Source organism: Paenibacillus sp. EB106-04-04-XG159 (genome assembly GCF_058791835.1).
This window is the reverse complement of the sequence record NZ_JBYTDY010000002.1, coordinates 354,000-379,425: the sequence shown is the minus strand read 5'-3', so window position 1 is coordinate 379,425 and position 25,426 is coordinate 354,000. Positions and strand designations below refer to the sequence as shown.

The following is a 25,426-nucleotide window of genomic DNA, read 5'->3' as shown; positions in this document are numbered from 1 at the left end:
TTAATAGCCAGCAGATGTTTGTCTTTTTCTGCATAGCTATATAGTTGCCTTGACCAAAGAATAGCTTAAATAACAGCGGTATGGTATTGATTAACTGAAGTTTTATTTGCACTAAAATACACTTTAGTGTCCTACAACGCAAAAGAACCCTCAAGCCGCAAATAGCGGTATTGAAGGTTCTTTCTCAGCTAAATGATACTCCGAGCTTATGCCGCGCGGCGAGTTACTGGTCGAATCGTCTTTATGCGGTCGCGGTTGTTCTTCTTGCCCGACAGGACGGAGCCGATTCCCATCAAGAAGGTAGGGATGCCCGCCATGACAAGCGTGACGCACCAATCGCGCAGATCGAGCGGCACGGTCTTGAAGATCGGCTGCAGCGGCTCAACATATAAGACAGCCAGCAGCAGAACGAGAGAAGATAATACAGCGAGCACTAAATACTTGTTCTGCAGGATGTTGCGATGAAAGATCGAGCGCGAGCTGCGGCAGTCAAATACATGGATAAGCTGTGCCATAACGAGTGTCGTGAACGCTACAGACTGCGCATGGACGAGCGAATTGGCGTCGCCCGGATTAACGTTAAGCGTGATCCAGAACGCACCCAGCGTGCACAACCCGATCAGGAAGCCGCGGCTGACGATCTTCCAGCCTAGACGGCGGGCAAATATATTCTCCTTCGCGGCGCGCGGACGATGCTCCATCAGATCCTTCTCCGGCTGATCAACGCCGAGAGCCATGGCAGGCAGACCGTCGGTCACCAGATTGACCCATAGGATCTGAATCGGTACGAGCGGCAGCGGCAGGCCCGCCATCATCGCAAAGAACATAACGAGAATCTCGCCCACATTGGATGCGAGCAGATAGCGGATGAACTTGCGAATATTCTCGTATATCGCGCGCCCCTCTTCAATCGCAGATACGATCGTTGAGAAATTGTCATCGCTCAATATAAGTGAAGATGCCTCTTTGGAAACGTCAGTCCCGTTAATTCCCATCGAGATGCCGATGTCAGCCGCTTTAATCGCAGGAGCGTCATTGACGCCGTCGCCTGTCATCGCGACAACATGACCTTTTCGCTGAAGCGACTTCACGATCCGCAGCTTATGCTCAGGCGATACGCGGGCATACACATAGACATTGTCGACGACCTTATCCAACGCGTCATCGTCCATTTGCGCAAGCTGCGTTCCATTGATCGTCATCCCATTCTTCGGCAGTATGCTGAGCTGGTTCGCGATCGCTTCCGCGGTCAACTGATGGTCGCCTGTGATCATGACCGTCTTAATGCCCGCGCGGCGGCACTGCTGGATCGCTTCGCGAACCTCACGGCGCGGCGGGTCAATCATGCCCGTAAGCCCGACGAAGACGAGCTGCGACTCCACGCCGTCCTCATCATCCGCATGCTCATTCGCTTTCAGCTCGCGATAAGCCATCCCAAGCACGCGCAGCGCCATCTTCGCCATCTGCTCGTTCGCATTCAACACCCGCTGCTTCAGCGTAGCCGTGAACGGGACAACCTTGCCATCCCACAGCACATAGGCGCAGCGTTCCATCAGCACATCGAACGCGCCCTTCGTATATACGTTGCGCCCGCCTTGATGCGACACGACTACCGACATTCGCTTGCGATCTGAATCAAACGGGAGCTCCTGTTCTCTCCGATAGGTCGAGCCCAAAGATACTGGAGTAGCGCCAAGCTTCGCCGCCATAACGAGCAGCGCGCCCTCGGTCGGGTCACCCTTGATGTCCCACATGCCATTATCGGAAGCTTGCTCCTTCTTCTTTGCCGCCTTCGCATTGCGGGACGAACGAAGCTGCTCTGCGTCGATCGTCTCCAGCACTGCATTGTTGCACAGCGCACTAACCTGCAGCAAACGGCGCATCGCTTGGTCATTCTTCAGATCGATCGGCTTGCCGCCTTCCATTACTTGACCTGTCGGCTCATAGCCTTCTCCGCTCACTTCCAGCGTTCGTCCACCGAGCCAGAGACGCGTAACGGTCATTTTATTCTGGGTCAGCGTTCCCGTCTTGTCCGAACAGATGACCGATGCGCATCCAAGTGTTTCGACCGATGGCAGCTTGCGCACAATCGCTTTGCGCTTGATCATGCGCTGCACACCGAGCGCTAGAGCGATCGTTACGATCGCCGGCAAGCCCTCTGGAATAGCGGCAACCGCCAAGCTGACGCCCGCGAGAAACATCCCGAGCGCAGGCTGTCCATGCAATATGCCGGCTACGACTACCATAACAGTAAGGACGAGGGCGACGATGATTAATATTTTGCCTAGCTGCTCCAATCGATGCTGCAGCGGCGTCTCGATTGATTCGGTATGCTGGATCAAATGCGCAATCTTGCCCATTTCCGTATCCATGCCTGTTCGGATGACGACCCCTTTCGCAGTGCCTCGAGACATCATCGTTCCCATAAAGCCGATATTTTTCATATCGCCAAGCGGAATATCTTCTCTCTCAATCGTTTGATGATGCTTGTTAACCGGTACGGATTCACCAGTCAGAGCGGACTCCTCCACATAGCAGCTATTCGTCTCCAGCCAGCGCACGTCTGCAGGTACACGATCCCCGCTCTCCATCAGTATAATATCGCCTGGCACAAGCTCCTTCGCAGGAATATGCTTTACTTGACCTGCGCGAAGCACCTTGGCGTTAGGCGCTGACAGCTGCTTCAACGCTCGCAGTGAGCGTTCGGCGCGAAACTCTTGAACAAAGCCCAGCACCCCGTTCAAAATAATAATGGCGATGATCGTCACCGCATCCAAATATTCTCCGAGCATTCCGGACACGAGTGTTGCACCCGCCAGCACTAGCACCATAAAATCTTTAAACTGGTTTAGAAACAACGCCAAGGGAGAGATTTGCTTCCCTTCTGACAGCTCATTAGCTCCGAAACGCTCACGGCGATTTAAAGCTTGCTCGTCGTTGATTCCTTCGTCGCTGTGGACCTCAAGCGCGGACAGCAGATCGCTTGCCGCTAATTGGTGCCACTTGTTTTGTTCCATGGTCCGTTCCCCTTTCCCTCCATTGTGCGCCCGTACGCATTCATTTCACAACAACTGCTCCTGTTTATTAACGCACGCGTGCGGACAGCCTCTACGCTAAATCTATTCGGACGAGTCTCGAAATATCCCACTCAACTAAACCTGTGCTTAAGTTTTGCGCAAAAGTATGGCATCATAGAGAAAACAGTGTAAGGGAATAGGAGAATCAAGCTATGGCATTAGACGGAATCGTAACCCGCGCGATCGTTCATGAGCTGCAACAGATCGTCAGCGGCCGCATTCATAAAATTCATCAACCTACTGAACATGATATTATTCTGCATATTAGATCAACCGGCAAAAATTTAAAGCTGATCCTATCTGCTAATCCGACCTACCCACGGGTGCATTTTACGGAGCAGACGTATGTGAATCCGCCTGAGCCCCCTATGTTCTGCATGCTGATGCGCAAGCATTGTGAGGGAGGCTTCATAGAACGCGTGGTGCAAACAGGCATGGAACGCGTCCTGCATATCGATGTGCGGCAGAGAGACGAGCTGGGAGATGAAGCTGTTAAGCGAATCACGATCGAGCTGACAGGCAGACACAGCAACATCGTGCTGATCGATCCTGCGACGGACACCATCGTTGACGGTATTCACCATATCACGCCCGCGATCAGCAGCTATCGAATCGTGATGCCGGGCTTCGCGTATACCGCCCCGCCCGAGCAGCATAAGGATAATCCGCTGGACGTGACGCGAGATCGTTTCTCCGCGTTGTGGAATGAAGCCATTGCCGCTGAGTCTAACACGTTGGAACATGGCGCACTGGATGTGGATGCTGACCGCGTGCCGGCTAAACCCGTTTCATGGCTTGTCCAGCACATGTCCGGCTTCAGCCCGCGACTAGCTGATGAATGGCTGCATCGAGCTCAATCGGAAGAAGGCAATGCGGTGCAGCGCGGATGGACTGCTTTCCAGTCAATCGTGGAGCCCTGCCGCAAGCAGCAGTATTCGCCTACAATGGTGGAAGACGAGGCGGGAAAAGTATATTTCTCCGCGCTGCCGATCACTTTCGTAGAGGGGAACGTCCACACCTATTCAACGATGAGCGAGTGTATGGAGGCCTTCTTCGGCGATAAAGCGGAGCGGGATATGGTGAAGCAGCGCGTGGGAGATCTGGCTCGTTTCCTTCAGCAAGAGCATGCCAAGAACGAGAAGAAGCTCGCGAAGCTGCAAGATACGCTGCAGGAAGCGCATGACGCTGATCAGTATCGGATCATGGGCGAGCTGTTATTCGCATCGCTGCACATGGTGCATAAGGGGGACAGAAGTGTAGAGCTTCCTAACTTCTATGATGAGAACGGCGCGATGATCCGGATCGAGCTTGACCCGCTCCTGATGCCGTCTGATAACGCGCAGCGGTATTTCAAGAAGTACAATAAGCTTAAGAACAGCATGAAGGTTGTCGAGGAGCAGATGGCTGAAGCGCGTTCGGAAAATGACTACTACGAAGTTCTTATGCAGCAGCTGTCAGACGCCAATATACTGGACGCACAGGAAATACGCGAAGAGCTTGTAGAACAGGGCATATTGCGCAATCGGGATCGCAAACAGAAGCGCAAGAAGAAGGATTCTCGCCCGACTGTATACTGCTATACCTCTTCCGAAGGAATACCTATGTATGTTGGTAAAAACAACTTGCAAAACGAGTACGTCACAAATCGGCTCGCGAAGCCGAACGATACTTGGCTTCACACGAAGGATATTCCCGGTTCGCACGTCGTCATACGCGCCGAACAGTTCGGGGAGCAGACGCTGGATGAAGCGGCGCAGCTCGCGTCTTATTTCAGCCAAGCCAAGCATTCCAGCCAAGTGCCGGTGGATTACACCTTGATCCGTCATGTGCGCAAGCCGAACGGCTCGAAGCCGGGCTTCGTCATCTACGAGCGTCAGAAGACGCTCTTCATTACGCCGAATGCGGACCTCATCAATTCACTGCCGTTCCAGATGAAGCAGGGCGGATAAACGAAAGGCTGCCGATACAGGAAGGTTACTCTTCTGTACCGGCAGCCTTTGCTATTATGCCTTCAAACGGTCTGCGATAAGCTTTAGCTGATGTACGGTATCCATTCCGATTCGTCTTGAGCCTAATTGACCGTGAAACACTTCGCCTTGTCGGGCGCCGTGAAAGTCGGAGCCAGCGGTCTTCAAGCACCCGCTGCGCTCAGCCATCCGCTCATACCGTTTGACATCCTCCTCACCATGATCGGAATGCCACACCTCGATCCCATCGGGCTTAATATCCGCTACGATTCGCTCTACAAGCTCATCGCTGCCGTACAGCCCAGGATGCGCAAGCACAACTGCTCCTCCCGCTTCGCGAATCCATTGCGCCGCATCCTGCGGACGTATGCGCGGCGGATTCACATATGCCGCTCCGGTGGCGCCCAGATAGCGGTCGAACGCTTCCTTCATGTTGCGGACTACACCTCGTTTAACGAGCGCGTCCGCAATGTGCGGGCGACCGACCGTCTCACCGTCCGCCAACGGTCGCCCCAGCTCCGATACGACTTCCTCCATGGTTAGAGGAATGCCCAGTTCCGTGAGCTTGGCGCACATCATCTCGTTGCGGCGATCCCTCGTCTCACGCAGACTCGCAAGCCGCTTCAAGAACTGCTCATCCTGATCATCGATGTAGTAGCCGAGCACATGAATATCCACGCCTTCAAGCACCGTACTCACTTCGACACCGGGTATAAGCTGGATTCCCTGCACGTCAGCCTCCCGCTTCGCTTCCGCAATTCCCGCTACCGTATCATGATCTGTTATCGCGACGGCTTCAATCCCTGCCAGCTTAGCTAACTGAACATTGCGGCTAGGACGTTCCATGCCGTCTGAGGCTGTCGTATGGGAATGCATATCCGCACCGCCGACTTCGAGCGGATATCCTATATTGCTGTATGGTTGTTCGATCATTTTCGTCTCTCCTTCTCGATTCTAGGTCTGTTGCCCTTTCACATGGCTAAGAAAGGCGGCTGCCGGCCATGCCAGCATGCTGTCGCGAAGCTGCACGGCGTAGAACTGGCGCGTGAAGGAAACACCTTCTACACGCAGCGCGTCCACAAGCTTCAGGGCACGCTCATGCCGTACAGCTGACGGCGAGAGCATCGTCACACCAATGCCGGCTTCAACAGCGGACTTGACTGCGCCGCTGCTGCCCAGCTCCATGACCACACGTATCTGCGATGGGTCGACCCCGTGCTGCCGCAGCGTCTCTTCCATGACGAGCCGCGTTCCAGAGCCTTGCTCGCGCAGGACAAAAGAACATTCCAGCAGATCGGACATCGTTACGACCTCAGAACCCGCCAAGCGATGGTTGGCCGGGACGATCAGCATTAACTCGTCCTCCATCACAGACTCCACTTCGATATCAGCGTCCGATATAGGGGCTTCGATCAATCCTAAATCCAATTGGTGCGCTCGTATCCCTTCAACGATCTGCCGCGTATTCATAACCTGCATGCGCAGCGCCATCTTCGGATGCTTCAAGCCGAATGAACCGAGCACCTGCGGCAGCACATACTCGCCGATCGTCAGACTGGCGCCGAGCTGAAGCCTGCCTTGCAGCTCATTCGTGTAATGAGTCATGGCCAGCTCGGTCTCTCGGACCAAGTCAAGGCTGCGCTGGGCAAATGGGAGCAACGTTCTGCCCGCATCGGACAGCTGGAGCTTCTTCGTTGATCGGTGAAACAGCTTCGTGCCGAAGTATTCCTCCAACGATTGAACCTGCATCGTTACCGCAGGCTGTGTCATATGCAGCGCTTGCGCTGCGGCAGAAAAACTGCCCTTGGCAGCGACCGTATAAAAAATATGCAGCTGATGAAAATTGACTCCCATTCACCCACCTGCCCTTCGTTATATTTGCGTCCATTATATCACATCTATATCCCAAGCCTTGCGTTGATTCACCTGCTGAATCTAAAGTGTATCCGCTGTGCCGCGCAATACACAAAAAACCGCCCGCTGCCGATATCGGCAAGCGAGCGGTTGATGCACATTACGCGTTGGAGACACGATCCTCCTACAGCTTACATGCCGTAGAATCGTGTCTTCTCTTCAAATTGTCCGCTGTATTCCGTCTTAAGCTCATTGCGGTAGGAGCGTTCAATCTTCTTGACGTAGCTGAGACGCTTTACATTTTTCATCGTCTCCTCCGCTTTGTCCGCATTCACATACAATACGGCATACTGCATTCGCCGCGAAATGTAGTGGAGTGATCCATACTTCTCGAGATTGCGAGCGGCTTTGACGTCACTAACCCATATGATAAAACCTGTCCGTTCTGGTAACATGCTTCCCCTCTCTTTCTTAGCTATCGAACTGAAAGAGCATCAGCCTCTGATCGATCAGCAGCTGCCGCAGTTGCCGCTGCATCCGCCGCCGCATCCGCCAGAAGATTTCAGCGAATTGCTTGGCACCTTAATAGACTCTGACACCGAGTTTGCAATCGTCTTGGACATGGAGTAGAGCATATCGTCCAATGCTTCCTCTGCACGCTTGAATTCGTTTACTTCCTCAAACTGTTCTAACCTTGACTCCATCTCCTTAACAGCCTTTCTGGCTTCATGATAGTCGGGATGGAAACGGCCAAACCGTTCCGTTTCAGCAAACAATTCCTTCTTGCGGGCAAATTCAAGCAATAACTGCTGAACATCTTGCTGAGCGTCTACTCGCTCTTTCCAATATAGATAAGCGGCCATCTCGGCCGATTCCTTAACCATGTCTCCCAACTCATAAGCTGTCGTTAGCAGAGCGGCCATATCGGCCTGCTCGTTCGTTTGCAGCACGATTATCACGCTCAATTCCTCATTAGATAGTCGCTAACGTTCCAACCAACCTGGCAGCATAATCCGCACACCTTTCCACGATGCGGAACTTAACACAATGGACTCTACTTCACCATCCGAATCGCGTTCCGCAGTCACTGCCCAACCCGCGGGAGCAGCAGCATCGTCAGTTCTGATCGGAAGCACATTCATCGATCCGACCTGATCGTCTTCGATATAAAGCGGAATTCGCAGGCGAACAGCAGTATCCACCAGTTCCCTTAACGTAGAGGAATGATAGCTGCGGACAGCGGTTGTCCACATAGCTGGCAGTTGGCGGAACTGCGCCAACACGTCATCCTCTGGAATGCTCGTGTCCATTTCATAATACTGCAATGCACTTTGACTGTAAACCATTCCTTTTCCAGCCTCTTCAAGCGATTGACCCTTATGCTCTGCATTTGTGCGGTTGCTGTGAGAATTTTCGGAATTCGGCATCCAGAATAATGCATCCGATTCTTCATCAAGTTCGCTTCCGTTTTCGGATTCCCAACGCTTCAAAGGCGTTAGGCCAAGCTGGTCCAGCTGTTTGCGCAGGAGCTCAACTTGACTGCGTTCTACGATATAATCCTGCGGTCCTATCGGCACAACCCCAGCCAACCTATCCTGTGCGATCTCCTGTGCAATACGCTCACTGGTCGATAGATCCGCAGCGCGCAGCAATACCACTTCGGCAAAATGCACCCTGCCATATTGAGACGCCCAGCGTTCAAGCGCATCCCGAACATTATCCGGAATTCCTGACATCGCATGCTGTTCGAGAAATGCTAACTGCCAATCAAGAGGGCGATGCAGCTCAATCGCATGATGGCACGCTTCTCGCGTCAGTCGATAAGTAATCATAGGCTCCGACGCTCCGCGCTCAGCCATCAGCTCCAATTCCCAGCGTAGGAGATAGGAGCTGTCGGGCGGGACGATAACTTCAAAGTCAGGCTGAACAAATATTCCATCCTGCATGCTTTCAAGCTGATCTATCTCCAGTTGCTCACTCCCTGATGCATCAGAAACAACTTCATGAAGCGGAGCTAACCAACGATACCACCATTGTCCGGCATCATCCGTCCCGAGATCGCACAATCCGAGTTCATGGGCAGCTGATAACCATTCACGCGCTATTTCTGCAATATGAACCCTGGATAGCTGCTCTGGAGAAATTTGAAGCCATCCTTGCTCAAGCAGAACTGCTGTAACTCGCTCCATGCGCTGCCAAATAGAAGGACGACTCTCTTCTACCTCATCGCCTATTCCGGCACTCGCATAAGCCACCGCATAAACGATATGCTTATACTCAACTTGGTTAGGGATGTAGTGCTCAGCCGCAATATAGAACAGCGCCTGCCGCCATGTTTGCAGCGGCCTCTGCAGCCATTCCTTCAGAGTCGCCCGATGAAGTCGATATCCACCCGGCTCTTTGAGCAATAGCCCTAGACGAAGAGAAGCATCTACAGCAAGCGTGATGGCAATTGACAGCGCATCGGAAAATGGATACTGGATGTGCAGTGCGGACAACGCTTCGTCCTGAAGATTAAGCTCGCTCTCCAATCGCTGAATCGTCTTCTTATGCAGCAGTCCTTTGGCTGTGAGCGGCAATCCTTCCTCCGCTGCTCTCACCGCCAGTCTGAATACTGCACCTGCAGCCCCTTCTCCCGCTTCGATTGCATCCGCGCCCGAGAGAGGCTGTAAGGCAGGCATTTCCGCAGAATCTCTCTGTATCGTCGACGAATCTAAAGCCTCCGCCATTTGAAGCTCAATTATAGCCTCATAGATATCAGACGGGATGAAGTAGATCCGCTCTCCCCACGTTTTACGCAGCGCAGCGACTAATCCTGTCTTAAGCAATTGCGGGAGCAAAGCGCGTATGTAAGATACCGGCAGATCGATATGATGCCATTGATCCAGCTTGTTCAGATCAAACGGCAACGGTCCTGTTCGTCGCGCCAACGCCTTGAATAAGGAACGCCTTTCCGGACTTAATGCTTCTATAGCTGCCCTTATCGCCCTGCGATCATACGCATATTCTGTCCAAAGTGAGATAAGCTGATCGTCACCCGCTTCCTTGCTGCTAACCGCTTTTTGAATTAGCTGTGCCGTATTCACCGTTCTCCCACTCCTTTATCAACTTATACTGATAGCCCTGCTCGATTAGAAACAGCTGACGCTTCATCGCGTATTCTGTTTCTTTCGTATCTTCACTGACGAGCGTATAGAAATGCGCGATTCTTCCATCCGCCTTGGGCCGCAGCAATCTTCCCAGCCGCTGCGCTTCCTCCTGCCTGGAGCCATAGCTCCCGGATACCTGAATTGCCAGCGTTGCATCCGGCAGGTCGACGGCAAAGTTGGCTACTTTCGATACGACCAATACGGGCACAATGCCGTTCTTAAACTGTTCATACAGCCGCTGACGCTCGTCCTGCGGTGTCTTGCCAGTCAACAGCGGTGCATGCAAGGCTTGCGACAGCTCCTCCAGCTGATCTAGAAATTGTCCGATGACGAGTGTCGGAACGTCTGGGTGCGCTGCGAGAATCTGGCGAGTCATGCTGATCTTGTCCTCATTCTCGCCCGCAATGCGCGCCTTCTCCCTTAACACTGCTCGGCGATAACGCTCCATCGTCGGCTCCGACATGGCAACTCTGACCTCTGTGCAGAGAACCGTAGCGATCCAGCCCTGCTCCTCTAATTGACGCCACGGCAGCTCGAACCGCTTAGGACCGATAAGCGAGAACACATCCCGCTCGCAGCCGTCTTCACGCACAAGCGTCGCAGTCAGCCCTAAGCGGCGGGTCGCCTGAAGATCCGCCGTCGTGCGAAAGATCGGAGCGGGCAGCAGATGTACTTCATCGTATATGATGAGGCCCCAGTCTCGCTCGTGGAATAGGCGCATATGCGACAATTCCTCTTCCTCCGTCCGCCGATACGTCATCATCTGGTAGGTTGTAATGGTCACGGGGCGAATCTGCTTCTTCGCCGCAGTATACTCCCCGATCTGCTCAGGCTTAATCGTAGTCTTGGCGATCAACTCACGCTTCCACTGCTGAACAGAGGTCGTATTGGACGTTAATATAAGCGTCTCACTCTGCAGCGCTGCCATCGCGCCTATTCCCACAACCGTCTTACCAGCTCCGCATGGCAGTAGAATAACCCCGTCTCCGCCCAGTTTGTCTTTGCCGCCGATATACGCTTCAACCGCTTCCGATTGGTAGCTCCGCAGCAGTGCTTGGCCATCTCCTTCTGCTCCTGCCAGCGAAAATGAAAGCTTATCTCCGTCATGATAACCAACCTTATCAATTACGGGGTATCCGATCCGTGCCAACGCCCGCTTGAGACGACCTCGATGCTTCGCTGGTACGATTGCGATTCCCTGTTCGATTCTTCCGCTGAATAAAGAGCCCGTATCTGTGTCATTCATCATCCGTTCTAATAATGCGTTATCCCGACATGTCAGCCGAAGTGTAAGCTCTTCATCTCCGCCAGACAGCGTGAACAGTCCATAGCGGTTCATCCACAGGGATATATCCTGCTTAGCTCGAAGAGGTATTGGCCATGATGCATACCGCTCCAATATCCCGATTATCTCTGTATCCTTAAGGCCGTATGCTGCCGCGTTCCATAAAGTAAGTGCCGTTATCTGAAACGTATGTACACCCGCAGGATGTTTAACGAGCGAAGCAAATCGCTGCAACGCCATACGAATCTCGGCATATCTCGAGCCTTGCTCATGAACCAATACACTAAGATCCTGCTGGACAACCAGCTCAAACTTCGACATGATCCCAGCTCCTCTCTTTCTTGCAGCCGATAGCAATTCAAAACTATTGCTGTTGAACACCATCGGAAGCCATTTTTACAGCAAAAAAGCTCATTTCATCCATATCCTGAACTGCCGGAACAACCGGTGTCAACAGGAAAGCCGACGAAATGAACTTATTGCCATCGCACAATCACACCATCAGTGTGTGTAATGAGACTCTGAAATATCGCTTAATGCCGGTCCCGCTTCATGCGACTGCGGTGTGCGAATAGCCAGGTCTCCAAGAGAAACGACACCGATTAAATGTCCATTATCTATGACGGGAAGTCTACGTACCTGATGCTCAGCCATTACTCCTGCCGCTTCTTCAGATGTCATTCCCGGACTTACAGAGATAAGTTGCTGTGTCATCACATCGGATATGCTTGCAGAATTCGGCTTCTTCTCTGCTACGCCTCGAATGACAATGTCACGATCCGTAACAACGCCGATGACACGATTCTGATCAACGATCGGTACAAAGCCGATATCTTGTTCCTTCATCAATACTGCGGCTTCATATACGTTGTCCTGCATGGTCAATGTCTTACAAGAAGTAGACATGACCTCTTTCACTGTTGCCATATTAGCATCACTCCAATCTATTTCTAAAGTTCCCAGTTCATCACTGCTTCATGCAGCGACGGGCGGAGTGAGCTTATGTATTTATTTGCTGACGGGAACATTCAATTGGACGAGCGCGTCCATCGCCGTCGCGATCAACAATTGCCCCGCCTGCAGCATCGCACGTTCATCAATATCAAACATAGGATGGTGATGCGGATACTTGGCTTGCTGATCATTGCCGGCACCTACGAATGCAAAGCAAGCTGGCAGCTTCTCCGCATAATAGGCAAAGTCCTCAGCAGGCATTATCATTTCCGATTCCTCTATAGCATGCGGTCCGAAGCTTTCAGCCGCTGCTTTCATCATGCGCTCGGCCTCATGTTCATCATTCACCAGCGTTGGATATCCTATTCGATATTCCAGCTCATATTCCGCATTATACATCGCGCAGGTGTGCTTGATCATCTGCTCAATGCGCTCTTGCAGCAATGTTCTCACATGCGGCTGGAACGCACGAACCGTTCCTTTGATAATGGCGCGATCGGCGATCACATTCTGCGCCGATCCTGCTTGCAACGTTCCAATAGACACAACCGCTGAATCAAGCGGCGATACGTTGCGGCTGACGATCGTCTGGAACTGCTGAACGAGGGAAGAGCCGATTACGACTGCGTCGGTACATACGTGCGGCATCCCTCCATGCCCACCCTTGCCATATATCGTAAGGAAGAAGTCATCTACTGATGCCATAATCGGTCCTGGACGTGTCGCTACAGTGCCCGCTTGAATTGGAGTCCACAGGTGAATGCCGTATACCGCCTGAACACCTTCCAGAGCATGTTCGCGAATCATCGCTTGCGCGCCGCCAGGACTAATTTCCTCAGCTGGTTGAAAGAGTAACCGAATCTCACCGCGCCATTTATCTCGATTATTCATCAACATCCGAGCAGCGCCCAGCAAGCCGGCTGTATGTCCATCATGTCCGCAAGCATGCATCACACCAGGAACCGTTGAGCGATACTCACACGTCTTCTCATCTTGAATAGCAAGGGCATCGAAGTCTGCCCGCAATGCTACAGTCGGTCCTTCTCCCAGGGTAGAACGAATAACGCCTACTACACCGTGTCCTCCCACATTGTGAGTGACCGGTATACCGAATTGCTCTAGTTTCTCCGCGATGAATTGTGCAGTACGCTCCTCTTCATAGGAAACCTCAGGATGCATATGAAGATGGCGGCGCCACTCCACCATCTCGTCGAATTTCCATTCCTCAGCTTGAAGCCACCATTTTACCATGACAACCTTCACGTCCTCTCCTCAGCCGTGATGAATACATGAAATAAATATATACCATATTGTAGCACATCCCTTATCCGCATGGACTGTCCCTTTTTCGTCGCAAAAGATTTGTTCCATTTCTTACCACAAAGCCGCTCAATATCTTGCGCTGACCAAGGAAACATACTATCATGGAATGGAGATTGACTTGGCGTTACTAGAATAGGAGGAACTGGAACATGATTATTGAACATTCCGGCTTGAACGGACTCGTTTCCGATCTGGCTCATTTGGACGAAGTATCCGAGTCGCTTGGCTTCGTTCGCTGGCAATGGGAATATTACCGCGCTACATACGATTTGAAGCTTGAAGACAAACAGAACGGCGAAGACTATTACCTCCGCATCAACACCCGTGTGACGGAAGGTAAGCTAGAGGATGCAGATTCCATTCTTGCAATAGAGGCAGTGTATATGGGAAGAGCATCATTCCCGCATGGCTTGGACTACGAATCTCCCATCCCACAATCTATCCTAAATGCTGCAACGAAGAAGCTTGAAGAACTCAAGCATGCGCTGGTTGATTAAGGAGATTCATTGAAACGTACATCTTATAAATCCATGCAACGGAATACCCCGACCCCGCCGATCAAAGGTAAACCAGACTTTCAACTGCTCGTATTAACGCTACTGCTGGTAGGCTTCGGGATAGTCATGGTGTTCAGTGCAAGTTCCAGTATTGCTGCCGTTTCTGCTGATTACAATCATGATGCATTTTACTTCGTCAAACGCCAGGGAATGTTTGCCATACTGGGCTTTATTGCGATGCTGGTCGCAATGAATATGCCTTATCGTATCTATAAGAAATTGTTTATCCCCATATTTATCGTCACTTTAATCCTACTTATCTTAGTACTAATAATCGGGGTTGAACGAAACGGGGCGCGCAGTTGGTTTAATCTCGGTCCTGTCAGCTTACAGCCAGCAGAGTTAGCCAAGATCTCTGTCGTGCTATATCTTGCAGCGCTCATCTCGAAGAAAGGCGAGAAGTTCCGCGATTTCAAGAAGGGCTTGTTCCCTGTCATGATCATCGTCGGTATCGTCGTCGGACTTATCCTTCTGCAGCCAGACTTAGGTTCTGCTGCGGTCTTAACGATGACTGCCGGAATTATCGTCATCGCTGGCGGTGCCAACCTGAAACATATCTTCAACTGCCTGTTAGTCGGATTGCTAGGTGTCGCTATTGTGCTAGGCATCAGCTTATTGATTTCACCTGATAATCCATTTGACAGTTACCGATTCGATCGCATTACAACGTGGCTCAATCCGTTTCAAGATGAGCAGAACGCAAGCTACAACTTGATACAGTCGCTAAAGGCGATTGCTCACGGCGGATGGACTGGAGCTGGATTCGGACAAGGCATACAGAAGCTCTTCTACCTCCCTTATCCGTATAATGACTTTATCTTTGCCGTTATCGCAGAAGAACTGGGATTCATCGGAACGACAATTTTCTTGCTCGTATATGCTTATTTCATCTGGCGTGGGTTGCTAATCGCACTGCGATGCCCAGATATTTTCGGAACTCTCATCGGTGTAGGTGTCATCGGGAATATCGCGGTGCAAGCCTTTATTAATATTGGCGGTGTTACCCGTACAATTCCATTAACAGGAGTCACGCTGCCGTTCATCAGCTATGGCGGTACTTCCCTGTTAATCACGATGGCAAGCATCGGCATCCTGCTCAACATCTCTCGCGAGTGCCAACGAGTAGACCAGCCGAAGACAATTCGAAGTGAGACGATAACAACGTCAGAACGCAAAAAAGACTACCGGCCTTTACGGCCCATGTAGTCTTTTTTTCTTAATACTGCATTCGTATTCGTATTATTCCTCGTCCTTGAACGCAACGCCTTCTACTTTAACGTTGATCTCAACCACGTTCAAGCCTGTCATATTCTGAACAGCTTCACGTACATTCAGCTGCAATTGTCGGCAAACTTCATGAATCGGCATACCGTACATCACAATGACGCGCAAATCAATAGCAGCCTCAACCTGACCTACTTCAACCGATATACCCTTTTGCACGTTCTTACCGCTTAAACGTTTAGCCCAACCCTCTGACAAACCTCCGGACATTGCAGCCACCCCTGGTGTCTCAAGAGCGGCTAGCCCTGCGATCGTCGCAACGACATCGTTCGATATCCGAATCGTTCCATCTTCATTCAACAGCTGTTCTTCTGGCATTGTCATCTTCCTCTCTATCCGTTTGTTATTATTGTAACGTTCCACTAACATGAAATCAAACGAACAAGTTCATATGTAATCACATAAACATTCTTAATACACAGTTCCTAGTGACTGATCATGATGTAAAAAGGGACTTCCCTAAGCCAAATGACTTTTAGAGCAGTCCCTTGTGTATTATTTGTGACGAGACTTATCTAACGCTTCATATAACGAAGCCAAGTTCCGTTCCAGCACACTGACTAGCTGCTTGCCCACATTCTCATCAACAAGCCCCGCCTTAACGGCAAAGTCTACTTGCCTTGAGAAACCGTACATCTGAGTATCCAACACTTCCTCATAGAGAGGGCAATAACGTGTCGCCAAGTTCTCCATCTGAACCTGGATCAGTTTCTCTATCTGATGCGCTTCTTCTTCTAGCAAGAATAACGCCTTGTCATTCAATTGTTGCAACACATTCGACGAAGTCATGCCTAATATCCCCCCTATGACCCGAAGTCACATTTGTTCTACTATCATATTAGACGATTACGACTTTGAACACAAGACACGCACACCAAAAAAGCCGAGAACGATTCTCGTTCATCGGCTTTCTGGCTGCTTGGGTACATATGTACTATTCGCTAACGATCGTAACTTTCAACCCGTGCTTCTCAAATACAGACGCCATTCCTTCTCTTGCCTCTTCAGCATCCGCACCATGCACATGGAGCTCATAGGAATGATTATCAACTAGCGTTGTAAACAATCCCAAGATGCTCTTTACATCGATGTATTTGTTGTCCGCTTGAAGAACAATCGAGGAACGGTATTGATTTGCTTTCTGAGAAATTTCAACAATTGCAGCATTGTCTGCCATCGTAATCCCTCCAACTAATATTTAGATAAGTATACACTTACTCATAACCATCATACCTTGAACCTATTCAAACACGCAACAAGATTTAGGTTGGAAATCGCTTACTTTAGTTGTTCTGGATTCAAACATTCCAGTTCCGGTATGACGAACAATCCATCTTTACGAATTAATACATCGTCAAAATAAATTTCTCCACCGCCATATTCTGGGCGCTGAATGAGCACCAGATCCCAATGAATAGATGAACGGTTGCCGTTGTCAGCTATCTCATAAGCTTGACCAGGTGTGAAATGGATGCTGCCAGCGATCTTCTCATCAAATAGAATATCCTTCATCGGGTGCAGAATATACGGATTCACACCGATCGCAAACTCTCCAATGTAACGCGCACCCTCGTCCGCATCGAGAATCTCATTCAAGCGCTCTGTATCATTGCTCGTCGCTTCAACAATCTTGCCGTTCTCAAAGCGGAAAGAGATATTCTCAAATGCTGTGCCTCCATGCAAGGTCGGAGTGTTGTAAGTAATCGTACCGTTGACCGAATCTCGAACAGGTGCCGTATAGACCTCTCCGTCAGGAATGTTGAGTTCTCCAGCGCATTTGATCGCATTAATCCCCTTGATCGAGAAGCTGAGGTCTGTCCCAGGAGCTACGATTCGTACGCGATCGGTCTTCTCCATAAGCGTCTTGAGCGAATCCATTGCCTGATCCATCTTCGAATAATCTAGATTGCACACATCGAAATAGAAGTTTTCAAACGCTTCAGTAGAAGTATTAGCCAATTGAGCCATGGATGAATTCGGGTAACGAAGCACAACCCACTTTGTGCGTTTTACACGCTCTTCCATATGTACAGGATGAGAGTAGATGCTGTCATACAATCTCATCTTATCCGAAGGTACATCTGAGAGCTCGCTAGCATTTTCGCCCGCGCGGATACCGATGTACGCATCCATCCGCTGCATGCGAAGCAGATCGAACTCTTTCCATTGTTCCATTTGCTCCTTCGTCGCATTCATCAACAGGGAACGGAGCACCGAACGATCCGTTAACTGTACATAAGGGCGACCGCCAGCCTTGCTGATTTCATCAATAAGGCAGCGAACCAGCTCACGCTCTGAGCCGATCATCTCCACCAGTACATTTTCGCCTGGCTGCACTTTAACAGAATAATTGACCAGATTATGAGCCAATTGTTCAATTCTTGGATCCTTCATACAACTTCCTCCTCTATGGTCTGTAAATAAGCTGTCAGAACGGGACATGCCGTCGCTGACTAAACGGAATATGATGCCGAACAACCCTTATTGTACCACGGGCTGCAGGTGAAGTCAGCGATATCTGAGCAACAACCCGCATGCAGCATCCAGAACTGAAACGATTGTTTCGATGATCAACTGTCAATCTAGTGTTCCACCATGAGCCTGCTCGATATACCGAAATTATCATTAGAGACACGAAAGAAAGGGGCTGCCCTATTAGCTCTTCGCTAACGAGACAACCCCGCTAATATTCATGTTTAGGAACGAATCCGAATTCGGTTGCGTCCATTGTCCTTCGCTTCATACATCGCCATATCCGCGCGGTAAAATAACGATTCTACACTTATCTTATCATCCTGCCAGTTCCATTCTGCAATACCGCACGATACCGTTACTCCTGGATCTGTTTCATTCAGAACGCGGTTGCGAATACGCTCTGCCACTTTCATCGTCTGCGCCACATTCAACTGCGGCAAGTACACGGCGAATTCTTCTCCGCCCCAGCGTGCTGCGATATCCGCCTCGCGGATCGAGGTGCGGATGATCTCAGCGACCTGCTTCAATATCTTATCGCCGATCTGGTGTCCATATTCATCATTAATTTGCTTGAATAGGTCGATGTCGACCACAATAAGCGAACCGCAAAAATCATTGTTCAATTGACGGTTAATCTGCTTGTCCAAGTAATGACGTGCGTATAAGCCAGTTACCTGATCCTTGTTCGCAAGATGCTTCACACGCGCATGCAGCTTCGCATTTGCAATCGCGAGTCCTAAGTGAGTTGCCAGCATCTGCAGCAGCTTATAATTATCATAGGAGAAAAAGTGCGGGCGCTTGTCTGCCACAACTACAATCCCTACCATTTCTCCGCCTCCAAACAATGGAACGGCAATAATGGAGTGAAGCTGAATCTGCTCAAAGAATTGAACCCTTTCTTGCGACTGCTCCTTCGTATCAGAGATAATGATCGGCTCGCGCAATGAGCGCATATATCCGAATAGGCCGCTGTTTCCAGGAAGCTTCACTCCATTGTATTCAGCGCGGTTCGACGACACTACTTCAAACTTGTCCTCATTCGCGTCCAATTGCAGCAGCATGCAGAAGTCTGCTCGGAATACGCGTATTAACTCTTGAGTCGCGTCATGAAACACATCTCGCAAGCGCAAGCTTTGATTGATACGCTTGGTCAGATCATTTATAAAGCGCAGTTCTTGAATGACGGCATTCGCCTGTTCATGCAATCGCGCATTCTCAAACGCAGTGCCTGCGGTCTCCACGATTAATTGGACCATCTGCATATCAGAAGGATCCGGATTATTGTCAGAGGTGAAGGTCAGCTTCAGCACACCATAAGATCCCTGCTTGCCAGTCAAGGCAAGTACGACTTCAAGGCACTGATCTTTGCGCTGCATATAACAAGCCTCCCCTTTCATGAAAGCTTGCATGACAAGAGGATCACTCTCTGAGTTAAAGGTTAACTCCTTAACATGAGGATTCTCACTATGATGGTCTTGAGATAGGAATACTTCAACTTGAGCATCAGGCATCAGCATGAGGATCCCGTTCACGATCTGCGACAGGACGGAGTCCACCTCGATATGATCGTGAAGATGCCGAACAACATCCAGCAGCACCTGTCTCCGCTTCGTTTCAATGTCAATGGCAAGAGCAGCGTTTCGCACTTCGTCCGATACCGCCAGATCATATTCTCTATAGAAATGTGATCGCAATTGCAATGCCCAGCCTTCAACCAACAGCACTCCGTCCTTTACCAGTTCGGATGCTAATCGATATACTAGTACGCCGATGCATATATTTGCTGATCTCGTCATAATCGGAATTGCGACTAATACTTTATCAGAATCAATAGTGATAGATGTAGAGGCGTGCTCAGAGATGGCTTGAGCTATTAACTTCTGCAAGCGGTCAGAATCTACTAATTCCAGCAGAGCTTTCTCTCCCTCTACGCTCACACCGGCATAGTCATACAGGAATGGCGTACCAAGCAAAGCTCGGACTGACTCTGGAATGTCTATAAGCCATTGAATGTAAGCCATGTGGAGCAGCGACTTCACCCAGGGCAAGTCATTCACCACAATATCCCGCTTCATCCGAGACTGTCCTGAATGCATGCTCTGGTCACCCTGTACATGTTCACGATGCTCACAATTGGCTATCCTATTGTTAATTGACTTAGGTGAGAGTTGCCGGTCAGTCATCCTGTTCTCCTTCATACCGATATTTTCTACTTCTATCATACATGATTTCTAAAACAAAAGGTACTCTATTGACAGAAGTTCACAACTTTTTTTGGGTCTTTAGAACTATGTCGAATAACAACTAACAGTTCCGTCGTACGATGCCGATATTTGTTGCACTATGCAGATTTAGATTCGGAAACCAGTAAATGAGGAGAACCTATTTTACTACTAAACGGAAACTTGACACAGCCCCCTGTTGTCTTATAAAATTATATGATGTATATGGGGATAACTGTTGTGTCACCCTTACGGATCTCACCACACATGCGACAGCGGCTGAACTTTCGCATGTGAGCTCACACAATTGAGCATAGCGTGAATTCGGCGCAAACCGACCCTCATCTAATCCCATTATGATTTACGAAGGAGTCAATTATATTATGTCACGTTACACAGGTCCTAAGTTTAAATTAAGCCGCCGTCTGGGCGTATCTCTGAGCGGTACTGGCAAAGAATTGAAACGCGCATACCCACCAGGACAACATGGTCCTAACCAACGCAAGAAGTTGAGCGGCTATGGCGTTCAATTGCAAGAGAAGCAAAAGCTTCGTCACATGTACGGTTTGAACGAGAAGCAATTCCGCAACTTGTTCGATCGCGCAACGAAGATGCAAGGTATCGCTGGTGAGAACTTCATGTTCTTGCTCGAATGCCGTCTGGACAACCTCGTTTACCGTCTTGGCTTCGCTAACTCCCGCGCAGGCGCGCGTCAGTTGGTTTCCCATGGCCACGTAACTGTAAACGGCAAGAAAGTCGACATCGCTTCCTACTTGGTAAGCACTGGCGACGTTATTGGCTTGCGTGAGAGAAGCCGCAGCATGAAGTCGATCAAAGAAGCTATCGAAGGTCGTCATCACCTGCCAGCTTACGTTGAGTTCAACGAAGCAGCTATGGAAGGTAAGTTCATCCGTCTTCCTGAGCGCGCTGAATTGTCTCAAGATATCGACGAGAAGCAAATCGTCGAGTTCTACAGCCGCTAATATTCGGACAAAGAGAAACCGCTGGAACCCTTTCGGGCTTCAGCGGTTTTTTTTGTACCTTTATATTGCTATCTGATTTTCCATATTTATTCAAAATGGAGCCTAATAATATAGAACAAATTGATAGAAGATGCGTCTATACATTCAAGTACAATACTACTTTTTATGGTATAATGGAAAGCGCTGCAATCATTAAGGAGGATAAGATGCATGGCTGAAGAGAAAGTGACGGATCCCACCCCTAAACCAGCACGGCCCAAGCGCTCCGTTGGACGTGCCATATGGACAGCTACGAAATGGTTCTTGCTGTTCGTACTGCTCTGCGGTTTCATGGCAGGCGGGGTTGTGACCGGATATGTGACCTCTCTTGTAAAAGACGATGAAGTGCGAAGTGAAGAATTCATAAAGCAAAAAATATCAGAGAACGCAATAACAGGCTATGTATATTTTAACGACGGCACACTAATTGGACAATTGCGAACGGACGAAGATCGTACTCCTGTCACTTATGATCAGATTCCCCCGCTTGTCATTGATGCATTGGTGGCTACAGAAGACAACCGATTTTTTGAACACAATGGTATCGATATAAAGGGATTAACTCGTGCTGTACTGCAGAAAGTATTGGATACTCCAACTCAGACGGGCGGCAGTACGCTTACACAGCAGCTGGCGCGTCAAGTATTTCTGAGCTTGGATAAGACGGACAGCCGCAAAGCGAAGGAAATCTTCCTCTCATTGCGGATCGAGCGAATCCTATCGAAGGAAGAAATCATAACCGCTTATCTAAATAAGATGCATTTTGGCAATGGTTCAAATGGATATAACGTATACGGCATTAAAGCTGCTGCCAAAGGAATATTCGATATCGACATAAGCAAAGAGAAGGATAAGCTTAATGTCGCGCAGGCCGCTTACTTAGCCGGGCTGCCGCAGGCGCCCTCCACCTACTCTGCTTTCACCAGCAAAGGTGAATACAATGATAAGGGAATTGAGAAGGCGATTGAGCGTCAGAAGCGCGTCCTGAAGTATATGTTGGAAGAAAATAAGATTACGCAGCAGCAATACGATGAGGCATTAGCCTTTGACATTAAAGGTTCTATGGCTAAACCGAAGGAGAAAGCCTACTCTACATATCCTTATCTCATGATGGAAGCAGAGCGTGCCGCAGCCGAGGTAATGGTGCTGCAGAAGAACCCACAGCTCACGAAAGAAGATCTTCGCAAAGCAGAGAACGCGGATCTCATGGAACAAGCTCGGGTAGAACTGCTTCGCGGCGGCTACCGCATCTATACGACGATCGACAAGACGATTTATGACTCGATGCGCGAGATCGCGGAGAACCCTGAGAACTTCTCTCCTGATAGTGAAACGAAAGGCATGGAGCAAGTAGCCGGTATTATGCTTGATAATGAGACAGGCGCAATCCTTGGGATGATCGAAGGACGCGATTTCTATAAAGAGCAAATGAACTTGGCTACTCAGATGACACGTCAGCCTGGTTCTACGATGAAGCCGGTCGCGGCCTACTTGCCTGCGATCGATAGCGGTGCGATTCAGCCAGCGTCCATCATTGACGATGCGCCAATCGTGCTCAAGGACTCTAACAAGGGCTTCCACATCCCGGGCAACGCCAATATGCGTTACCAAGGCTTAGTAACAGCGAGGGATGCGTTGAATCAATCCCTTAACCTGCCTGCTATTAAGGTGTTCATTGATAAGGTTACGGTTAAGGGCGCATGGGAGTTTGTTGAGAAACTAGGTATTACGACGATTCAACCACAAGACTATTATGCGCAAACCGGAGTTATCGGCGGTCTCACAGTCGGAGTAACGGTTGAAGAATTGACTAATGCTTACAGCGCAATTGCGAATGAAGGCAAGTTTACCGATGCCTACTTCGTATCGAAGATACTGGACTCAAACGCGAAAGAAGTATACATCCACAAGGTTGAACCGCAGCAAGTCGTATCGCAGCAAAGCGCATATCTCATGACAGATATGCTGAAGACGGTAATCACGGATCCTCGTGGTACTGGTCGAAAGATTCAATCTGAGTTTGACGGCTTTGGCGACATAGAAGTTGCCGGTAAGACCGGTTCAACTCAGAATTATGCTGATACTTGGTTCGTTGGCTATACACCTGATGTAACGTTGGGCATGTGGGTCGGATACGATGAGCAGAAGCATGTGTTGAACAAGAGCGCATACTCACGCGCACGTGAAATATGGTCCAAAGTCATGAATGAAACGCTCAAGGTGAAGCCGGAATTGCTCTCAACGAAGAAGTTCGAGCGTCCTGACGGCATCGTGCGCATGACGGTCTCAGGCTACAGCGGCAAGCTGCCTAATGATCTGACACGCCAATCGAATAAACAAGTGACCGACATCTTTAACCGCAAGTACATTCCTACTGAAGAAGAGGATGCTCTTGTGAAAGCGAAGTATGTAACGTATGATAATGTGAACTATGTACCAAACCCTGCTACACCAGAGGATATGGTGCGTGAAAAGGTCATGGTGAAGCGGGAGAAGCCGATTCAAGACCTTGTAGAAGAACTGAAGACTGCGCTTAACAAGCTGTCATCCAGCAGCAAGCGCCGCTCCATTGAAAGCTATCTACCGGAAGACGCGGGAAATGATGCACCGTCCAAGGAGGATCCGCGAGCTGATGACGGCAGCGCTCCTAGCGCGCCTGGATCTGTTGTTGTAGAGTCTGTCAACGACTCTACGGTTCGTGTTACATTCGCAACAAGTCCAGAGAAAGATATCGTCGGTTACCGTCTGTATCGGTCATTGAACGGCGGACCATACCAACTTCAAGGCTCGGCTCCAGTTGGTGATGAGATGCGCTTCCTCAACTACGCTTCTGCATCGAACAGCTATAGCTACTATGTAACTGCTGTTGACGTAGTTGGCAAAGAGTCAGCGCCTTCCGCATACGCAGCATGGGGTGCTGCCAGCACGACACCAGAGACGCCTGGCGGTGAGGTAACCGACCCTGGCAGTACGGATCCGGGCGAAGGAGAAACATCTGGCGAACCTGTCGACCCAGTGGACCCGACAGATCCTTCTGAGCCGGAGGAAGAAACTCCTCCGACTACACCAGTGGACAAAGTACCTGACGCGCCTAACCAAGTAAGATCCAGTGTAACGGATCTCGGAGTGAAACTTACGTGGAAGGCATCCAACCATAACACGGAGTCTTATAATGTGTATTACAGCTCGACGCGGGATGGCAACTACGAACGAATCGGTGCCAGCCCAACACCGGAGTTCGAGATCATTACGTTGAAGCCGGAAGGCTTCTACTACGTCACAGCAGTCAATGCTGTCGGTGAATCCAAGCCATCACGCCAAGTGCAGGTTGGAGAATAGATCAACAAGCAGGGCCGTCTCATCGAGACGGCCCTGTTATAATATGAAGCTAGTTGAGCATCTCCTGTCGTTGAATCAATCGCTGCAGGTGCATCGTTAAGAAGCCTACCTCTTCCATCGGAACCGGCTTCTGCAGTCCATCTGCAATCTTATTAGCGAGAATGACCGCGCGAGCAAATACATCCTCGTATTCCTCTCGGATCTGGACAAGCAGCGGATTGCTCAACGTTCGCCCCGCCTTGACTCTATCGATCAGTCCCTTTAAGTGGCTAATGAAATGTACCGTCGACAGCGATTCGTCGAATTGAATCCCCGTTCGTTTCCCTTCCTCCAGCACTTGGGAAATAAGCTTGACTTCTGCCATAGGCTTCCCTGCTTTCTCATTTTGCCTTGCACCGTGAAAGTGCATGGCTAGAAACGAGATCTCGTCCTGCGGAAGCTTAACATCAAGCCGTTCATTCAAATAATCCACTGCTCGTTCAGCAACACGGTATTCGTCTCGGTATAGATGCTGAATCTCAAACATAAACGGATTGCTAATATGAATGCCGCGTTTCGTACGTTCGATTGCCAGATTGATATGATCCACTAGCGCCGAGTGAATCGTCTCAGAGAACGTGCCCTCGAGATGTCCTTGCGCGTAAGCGATGACTTCTTCCACGACTCCGATAATATGAACATCAACAGCCTGTAAGATGTGCTCATAATGCTCAATCACGGCTGACGTTTGCAACAGAAACTCTTGATTGATCTGGTTCTCGGCAATGATCATGCCCGGTTTATTATGAAAACCGATACCCTTACCGAACACAATCGAGTTCTTGCCCGTAGACAGCTTGGTCATGACGACGTTATGAGACAGCACATACACGATCTTTCGTTCAATCATGCTGCTCCCTCCGTCGAAGCTAGTCTCAT

20 protein-coding genes are annotated in these 25,426 nt (G+C 49.9%); 5 read left to right on the top strand and 15 right to left on the bottom strand.

Annotated features, from left to right (window positions below):
• Positions 1 to 206: 206 nt before the first annotated feature.
• Complete coding sequence (locus AC3WTP_RS03915) at positions 207 to 3,017, bottom strand: calcium-translocating P-type ATPase, SERCA-type (RefSeq protein ID WP_492393257.1); 2,811 nt, start codon at positions 3,015 to 3,017, stop codon at positions 207 to 209.
• Positions 3,018 to 3,229: 212 nt separating this feature from the next.
• Between AC3WTP_RS03915 and AC3WTP_RS03910 the strand changes: the two genes are divergently transcribed.
• Entirely contained in the window at positions 3,230 to 5,026 is a 1,797-nt protein-coding gene (locus AC3WTP_RS03910; protein ID WP_492393256.1) for an Rqc2 family fibronectin-binding protein, read from the top strand.
• 54 nt (positions 5,027 to 5,080) lie between these two features.
• On the opposite strand, the gene AC3WTP_RS03905 is transcribed toward AC3WTP_RS03910, so the two are convergent.
• The 8 genes from AC3WTP_RS03905 to AC3WTP_RS03870 all read right to left on the bottom strand — a co-directional run bounded on the left by AC3WTP_RS03905 (position 5,081) and on the right by AC3WTP_RS03870 (position 13,549).
• Positions 5,081 to 5,977, bottom strand: coding sequence for a PHP domain-containing protein (locus AC3WTP_RS03905; protein WP_492393255.1), 897 nt, complete (start codon positions 5,975 to 5,977; stop codon positions 5,081 to 5,083).
• 21 nt (positions 5,978 to 5,998) lie between these two features.
• Positions 5,999 to 6,898: a selenium metabolism-associated LysR family transcriptional regulator gene (locus AC3WTP_RS03900; RefSeq protein ID WP_492393254.1), complete on the bottom strand. Its 900-nt coding sequence runs from the start codon at positions 6,896 to 6,898 to the stop codon at positions 5,999 to 6,001.
• Between the two features lie 191 nt (positions 6,899 to 7,089).
• Positions 7,090 to 7,353, bottom strand: coding sequence for a YlbG family protein (locus AC3WTP_RS03895; protein WP_492393253.1), 264 nt, complete (start codon positions 7,351 to 7,353; stop codon positions 7,090 to 7,092).
• A gap of 54 nt (positions 7,354 to 7,407) precedes the next feature.
• Positions 7,408 to 7,821: a YlbF/YmcA family competence regulator gene (locus tag AC3WTP_RS03890; protein ID WP_492393340.1), complete on the bottom strand. Its 414-nt coding sequence runs from the start codon at positions 7,819 to 7,821 to the stop codon at positions 7,408 to 7,410.
• Between the two features lie 60 nt (positions 7,822 to 7,881).
• The gene (locus AC3WTP_RS03885) at positions 7,882 to 9,984 is read right to left on the bottom strand and encodes a helicase-associated domain-containing protein (RefSeq protein WP_492393252.1); all 2,103 of its coding nucleotides are present in this window, start codon (positions 9,982 to 9,984) and stop codon (positions 7,882 to 7,884) included.
• Positions 9,950 to 11,653 (bottom strand): DNA repair helicase XPB, encoded by a 1,704-nt coding sequence (locus AC3WTP_RS03880; RefSeq protein WP_492393251.1) that lies wholly within the window; start codon positions 11,651 to 11,653, stop codon positions 9,950 to 9,952. The genes AC3WTP_RS03885 and AC3WTP_RS03880 overlap by 35 nt, the downstream gene beginning before the upstream one ends.
• A gap of 180 nt (positions 11,654 to 11,833) precedes the next feature.
• A complete protein-coding gene (locus AC3WTP_RS03875; protein ID WP_492393250.1) occupies positions 11,834 to 12,259 on the bottom strand; it encodes a CBS domain-containing protein in 426 nt (141 codons plus the stop codon).
• Between the two features lie 81 nt (positions 12,260 to 12,340).
• On the bottom strand, positions 12,341 to 13,549 hold the full coding sequence (locus AC3WTP_RS03870) for a M20 metallopeptidase family protein (RefSeq protein WP_492393249.1): 1,209 nt from the start codon (positions 13,547 to 13,549) through the stop codon (positions 12,341 to 12,343).
• Positions 13,550 to 13,758: 209 nt separating this feature from the next.
• Here AC3WTP_RS03870 and AC3WTP_RS03865 point away from each other — a divergent pair, with 209 nt between their 5' ends.
• Entirely contained in the window at positions 13,759 to 14,106 is a 348-nt protein-coding gene (locus tag AC3WTP_RS03865; protein WP_492393248.1) for a YugN family protein, read from the top strand.
• Between the two features lie 33 nt (positions 14,107 to 14,139).
• A complete protein-coding gene (ftsW, locus tag AC3WTP_RS03860) occupies positions 14,140 to 15,372 on the top strand; it encodes a putative lipid II flippase FtsW (RefSeq protein WP_492393339.1) in 1,233 nt (410 codons plus the stop codon).
• Between the two features lie 33 nt (positions 15,373 to 15,405).
• Here ftsW and AC3WTP_RS03855 read toward each other — a convergent pair whose 3' ends face one another.
• The 5 genes from AC3WTP_RS03855 to AC3WTP_RS03835 all read right to left on the bottom strand — a co-directional run bounded on the left by AC3WTP_RS03855 (position 15,406) and on the right by AC3WTP_RS03835 (position 20,021).
• The gene (locus AC3WTP_RS03855) at positions 15,406 to 15,768 is read right to left on the bottom strand and encodes an Asp23/Gls24 family envelope stress response protein (protein ID WP_492393247.1); all 363 of its coding nucleotides are present in this window, start codon (positions 15,766 to 15,768) and stop codon (positions 15,406 to 15,408) included.
• 177 nt (positions 15,769 to 15,945) lie between these two features.
• On the bottom strand, positions 15,946 to 16,239 hold the full coding sequence (locus AC3WTP_RS03850) for a DUF1507 family protein (RefSeq protein WP_492393246.1): 294 nt from the start codon (positions 16,237 to 16,239) through the stop codon (positions 15,946 to 15,948).
• Positions 16,240 to 16,384: 145 nt separating this feature from the next.
• On the bottom strand, positions 16,385 to 16,627 hold the full coding sequence (locus AC3WTP_RS03845) for an HPr family phosphocarrier protein (RefSeq protein WP_458570653.1): 243 nt from the start codon (positions 16,625 to 16,627) through the stop codon (positions 16,385 to 16,387).
• Between the two features lie 101 nt (positions 16,628 to 16,728).
• Complete coding sequence (locus AC3WTP_RS03840) at positions 16,729 to 17,844, bottom strand: aminopeptidase (protein WP_492393245.1); 1,116 nt, start codon at positions 17,842 to 17,844, stop codon at positions 16,729 to 16,731.
• 302 nt (positions 17,845 to 18,146) lie between these two features.
• Positions 18,147 to 20,021 (bottom strand): sensor domain-containing diguanylate cyclase, encoded by a 1,875-nt coding sequence (locus AC3WTP_RS03835; protein ID WP_492393244.1) that lies wholly within the window; start codon positions 20,019 to 20,021, stop codon positions 18,147 to 18,149.
• 509 nt (positions 20,022 to 20,530) lie between these two features.
• Between AC3WTP_RS03835 and rpsD the strand changes: the two genes are divergently transcribed.
• Positions 20,531 to 21,130, top strand: coding sequence for a 30S ribosomal protein S4 (rpsD, locus tag AC3WTP_RS03830; protein WP_492393243.1), 600 nt, complete (start codon positions 20,531 to 20,533; stop codon positions 21,128 to 21,130).
• Between the two features lie 210 nt (positions 21,131 to 21,340).
• Complete coding sequence (locus AC3WTP_RS03825; protein WP_492393242.1) at positions 21,341 to 24,508, top strand: transglycosylase domain-containing protein; 3,168 nt, start codon at positions 21,341 to 21,343, stop codon at positions 24,506 to 24,508.
• 49 nt (positions 24,509 to 24,557) lie between these two features.
• Here AC3WTP_RS03825 and AC3WTP_RS03820 read toward each other — a convergent pair whose 3' ends face one another.
• Positions 24,558 to 25,397, bottom strand: coding sequence for a PRD domain-containing protein (locus AC3WTP_RS03820; RefSeq protein ID WP_492393241.1), 840 nt, complete (start codon positions 25,395 to 25,397; stop codon positions 24,558 to 24,560).
• Positions 25,398 to 25,426: the final 29 nt, after the last annotated feature.